The organism is Parafrankia colletiae, assembly GCF_001854655.1.
In the GTDB taxonomy this organism is placed as follows: Bacteria; Actinomycetota; Actinomycetes; order Frankiales; family Frankiaceae; genus Parafrankia; species Parafrankia colletiae.
On record NZ_MBLM01000066.1, the window covers coordinates 1 to 3,913 of the forward strand.

Genomic DNA, 3,913 nt, shown 5'->3' on the forward strand with positions numbered 1-3,913 from the left:
CAGGCCTGCTGGACGGGCGGGTGCTCACCGAGGCCGAGGCGTACGGCAAGCATCTGCTGCTCCGCTTCGACGACGACCGGGTGCTGCACATCCACCTCGGGATCTATGGCAAGTGCCAGCTGGGCGCGGGGCCGCCGCCGGAACCGACCGGGGCCGTCCGGCTGCGGCTGACCTCCGGTACCGGGTGGGCTGACCTGCGCGGGCCGAACACCTGTGAGCTGCTCGAACCCGGCGAGGTGAAGGCGCTGCTGGACCGGCTGGGCCCGGATCCGCTGCGTGTCGACGCCGATCCGGAGCCGGCCCGCCGAAAGATCGCCCGCAGCCGTACCGCGATCGCCCAGCTGCTGATGGACCAGGCGGTGGTGGCGGGGCCGGGCAACATCTACCGGGCCGAGGTGCTGTTCCGCGCAGGCGTGGACCCGTTCCTGCCGGGCCGGGATGTCACCCCGCCGCAGTGGGAGCAGATCTGGGACGACCTCGTCCTGCTGATGGCGGACGGGGTCCGGTCGGGGCGGATCGACACGGTGCGGCCAGAGCACATGCCGGAGGCGATGGGACGTCCACCGCGGGTCGACGAGCACGGCGGCGAGGTGTACGTCTACCGCCGGTCGGGGCAGGCCTGCCTGGTCTGCGGGACGGACGTGCGGGGCACCCGGCTGGCGGGGCGCAACCTGTTCTGGTGCCCACGCTGCCAGGCCCCCGCCGGGGCCGTCCCCGGCTGAGCCGCCCGCCCGCCCGTCCGGGCGGGTCAGGGGCGCAGGGCGCGCAGGAACAGCCGGACGATCTCACGGGTGTGCCGTTCCTGCTCCTCGGGGGCACGGATGATCCCGAACGAGGCGAGCCGCGCGGGCGTGCTGGAGACCATGCCGAGAAAGTGCTCGGCGAGGGCGCCCGGATCCTCGGCGGCGATCGCACCGGTGGCGGCGTGCCTGCGCAGCAGGTCCGCGACGAGCTGGTGGCGGGGCCAGAACGCGACCATCTGGCCGTGCCGGGCCAGCGCGGGGAAGCGGGAGGCCTGGGCGATGGCGATCCGACTGAATTTGATCATGGTCGGATCGAGGGCGCGCCGTACCGCGGCGTCGGCGATCGCGTTGAGGGCGCCCTCCAGATCACCGAGGCCGGGAGCCTCCGGGTCGGGGACGGGCCAGTCCCGTCGCGCCATCGCCCACTCGAACACCGCGTTGAACACGGCTTCCTTGCTCGGGTAGCGGGCGTAGAGAGACGCCTTGGTGGTGCCCGCGGCGCGTGCGATCGCGTCCATCGACGTGCCCTCGTAGCCGAGGTCGAGAAAGAGCCGCAGCGCGTGCTGGCGGACGTCCCGGTCGAGCCGTTCGGTCTCCTCCCTGCTGGGCCGCCCGCTCCGGCGGGTCCGCGGCTGCGGCGGACGCGAAGACACCATGCCTGCAGTGTGGCAGACCGTGACCATCGCCTCCGGGCCCGCTCACCGCCGCCGGACGTCCAACGGGAGCTTGTTCAGGCTGACCATCGTCCAGGGGTCGCGCTGCTCGACGGGGGCGTCGGTGGCCACCTGGATGTCGCGGTAGCGCGTCAGCAGGAGGCCGAGTGCGATCCGCGCCTCCAGCCTGGCCAGGGGTGCGCCGAGGCAGAAGTGGATGCCGTGCCCGAAGGCCAGGTGTGGGTTCGGCGAGCGGTGCGGGTCGAACCGGTCGGGGTCGGGGAAGACCCGCTCGTCCCGGTTGGCCGCCGCGAGCCAGACGGCGACCATCGAACCGGCGGGGATGTCCGAGCCGCCGAGCTCGGCTGCGCGGGACGTCCGGCGCAGCAGGCGCGGAAACGGGGTCCGCAGCCGCAGGGACTCCTCGATGACGGCGGGCAGCAGATCGGCGTCGGCCCGCACCTCGGCGGCAGCCCAGGGGTGCTGGTCAAGGGTCAGGACGGTGTTGCCGAGCGTGGCGGTGGTGGTGATGTGCCCGGCGAGCAGCAGCAGGCCGACGAAACCGACGATCTCCTCGTCGACGAGCCGCTGGCCGTCGATCTCCGCCTGGACCAGCCGGGCGGTGAGGTCATCCCCCGGATGGGACCGGGCGCGGCGGATGTGTTCGAGCAGGTAGGCGTTCATGTCCCGCACCACGGGCGTGACAGCGCGGATGTTCGCCTCGGCGAGTCTGGTCAGCGGCTCGTCCGGGTTGGTCGCGGCGCGATCGAACATGAGGTCGGCCCAGCGCCGGAACATCGGCCGGTCGCCCGCTGGCAGGCCGAGGAGCTCGGCGATCACGATCACCGGCAGCGGGTAGGCGAGCTCGTCGATGAGGTCGATACGGCCGCGATCACCGATGGCGTCGAGCAGCTCGCTGGTGATGTCGGCGATGTGCGGGGCCAGCCCGGTGACGGTTCTCGGGGTGAACGCGCGGCTGGCCAGGCCACGCAGCCGCCGGTGCTCGGGCGGGTCGATGCGCAGGAAGTTGCCCCGCTGGAACAGCTCGATCTCGGCCGACCGCGGTGCCAGATCGCCGACGTCGGAGGAGAAGATGGTGTGCTCGGCCAGGACCGTGCTGGCCTCGGGATGCCCGAGGACCTGCCAGCACTGCTGGCTGGCGTCGTGGTGGACGGTGCCGCGCTGGCGCAGCCGGTCCATCCAGGCGAGCAGGTCGGGCAGCGAGCGCCGGGTGGCGGCGGCCGTCATCGCTCGTCCCGGCCGGGCTCGTTCCACGGAGATTCGTTCCAGGCGGCGCTGAGGATGCACACGCAGTACTGCTTCCCCGTAATACGGAGGCGGTATTCCCCGTGGTGTCTGGCTGCCCGTCAGGGCTGCTGCCGCACGAGTTCCGAAGGTCTCGGGCCAGCTGCGGGATATCTCGGAATTGTCGGTCATCCGCTTCCACGGCGCGGCGCCGGGTGACGTTTCAGGTCACCCGGAACGGGTGAGGCCGAGACCACGGGTACCCGCCTCTTCGCATGATCGTCATTCGGTGAGAGTTCGGTGGCATCGCCATGGTGAAATCGCCATTTGGGGTGACATCGCCATCTGGATCGGACGGGTAGAAATGAGACGGTATTTCGCCGAGGGGCTGGGGACTTTTGCGCTGATCCTGGCCGGGCTGGGCACAGCCGTGCTGGGTGGGACCGGTGTGGGCGTGCTGGAGGTGGCCCTGGCGTTCGGCCTGACGCTCCTGGCTCTCGTCTACACGATCGGTCCCATCTCCGGGTGCCATGTGAACCCGGCGGTGACGGTGGGGCTGCTGGCATCCCGCCGGATCGGGCCGCGGCTCGCGGTCGGCTACATCATCGCGCAGTGCCTGGGCGCTGTTCTCGCGGCCGCGGTCGTGTGGTTCATCGCCGACACCAATGCCGTCGGATACTCGGCCTCCGCGCAGGGTTTGGGAGCCAACGGCTTTGGTGTGCACTCACCCGGCGGCTTCGGCTGGGCGGGCGCATTCGTCATCGAGATCATCGTCACCGCGCTGCTGGTTCTCACCGTTCTCGTGGCCACCGACCTCTGGGCGCCGCTTGGTGTCGCCGGACTGGCGATCGGTGTGGCGCTGGGCGTCGCCAACCTGGTCGCCATTCCCGTCGACGGCGCGTCCGTCAACCCCGCACGCAGCATCGGGCCGGCGCTGCTCAGCGGCGGCTGGGCTCTCAGCCAGCTCTGGCTGTTCATCGTCGCCCCGCTGATCGGGGCACTGCTGGCCGCCGGCGTGCATGCCGTACTGCGGCCGCGCGGGCCGGTCAGCCCGAAACTGGCCACTCCGTTGCCGGACGAGTCTCTGCAGAAGATCGCGCGGGAGACCGCGCGGCTCATCGGTGGTCGGTCCTGAACGAGGGGCCGACAACCGGGCAGGCGCTGGACTGTGCGTGGCGCCTGCCCGCTGCGTGGCTGCGTCGCCGTTCCGGTCTGGTTCCGTTCCGGTCTGGTTCAGGTGCCGTTGATGCAGAGGCGTTCGTTTCTGAGCTG

The 3,913-nt window shown here is 71.3% G+C and carries 4 protein-coding genes; 2 read left to right on the forward strand and 2 right to left on the reverse strand.

Annotated features, from left to right (window positions below; genetic code table 11):
• Positions 1-5 precede the first annotated feature (5 nt).
• The gene (locus tag CC117_RS09120; RefSeq protein ID WP_071083323.1) at positions 6-722 is read left to right on the forward strand and encodes an Fpg/Nei family DNA glycosylase; all 717 of its coding nucleotides are present in this window, start codon (positions 6-8) and stop codon (positions 720-722) included.
• A 26-nt stretch (positions 723-748) separates the two neighbouring features.
• On the opposite strand, the gene CC117_RS09125 is transcribed toward CC117_RS09120, so the two are convergent.
• Both CC117_RS09125 and CC117_RS09130 read right to left on the reverse strand, forming a co-directional pair.
• Positions 749-1,399: a TetR/AcrR family transcriptional regulator gene (locus tag CC117_RS09125; RefSeq protein ID WP_071083324.1), complete on the reverse strand. Its 651-nt coding sequence runs from the start codon at positions 1,397-1,399 to the stop codon at positions 749-751.
• Positions 1,400-1,441: 42 nt separating this feature from the next.
• Positions 1,442-2,644: a cytochrome P450 gene (locus CC117_RS09130; protein WP_071083321.1), complete on the reverse strand. Its 1,203-nt coding sequence runs from the start codon at positions 2,642-2,644 to the stop codon at positions 1,442-1,444.
• 178 nt (positions 2,645-2,822) lie between these two features.
• Between CC117_RS09130 and CC117_RS09135 the strand changes: the two genes are divergently transcribed.
• The gene (locus CC117_RS09135; RefSeq protein ID WP_241829956.1) at positions 2,823-3,776 is read left to right on the forward strand and encodes an aquaporin; all 954 of its coding nucleotides are present in this window, start codon (positions 2,823-2,825) and stop codon (positions 3,774-3,776) included.
• Positions 3,777-3,913: the final 137 nt, after the last annotated feature.

Excerpts from the sequence above, each read along its gene's own strand:
- CC117_RS09130 (WP_071083321.1), bottom strand. The coding sequence starts at position 2,644 with ATGACGGCCGCCGCCACCCGGCGCTCGCTGCCCGACCTGCTCGCCTGG.
- CC117_RS09125 (WP_071083324.1), bottom strand. The coding sequence starts at position 1,399 with ATGGTGTCTTCGCGTCCGCCGCAGCCGCGGACCCGCCGGAGCGGGCGG.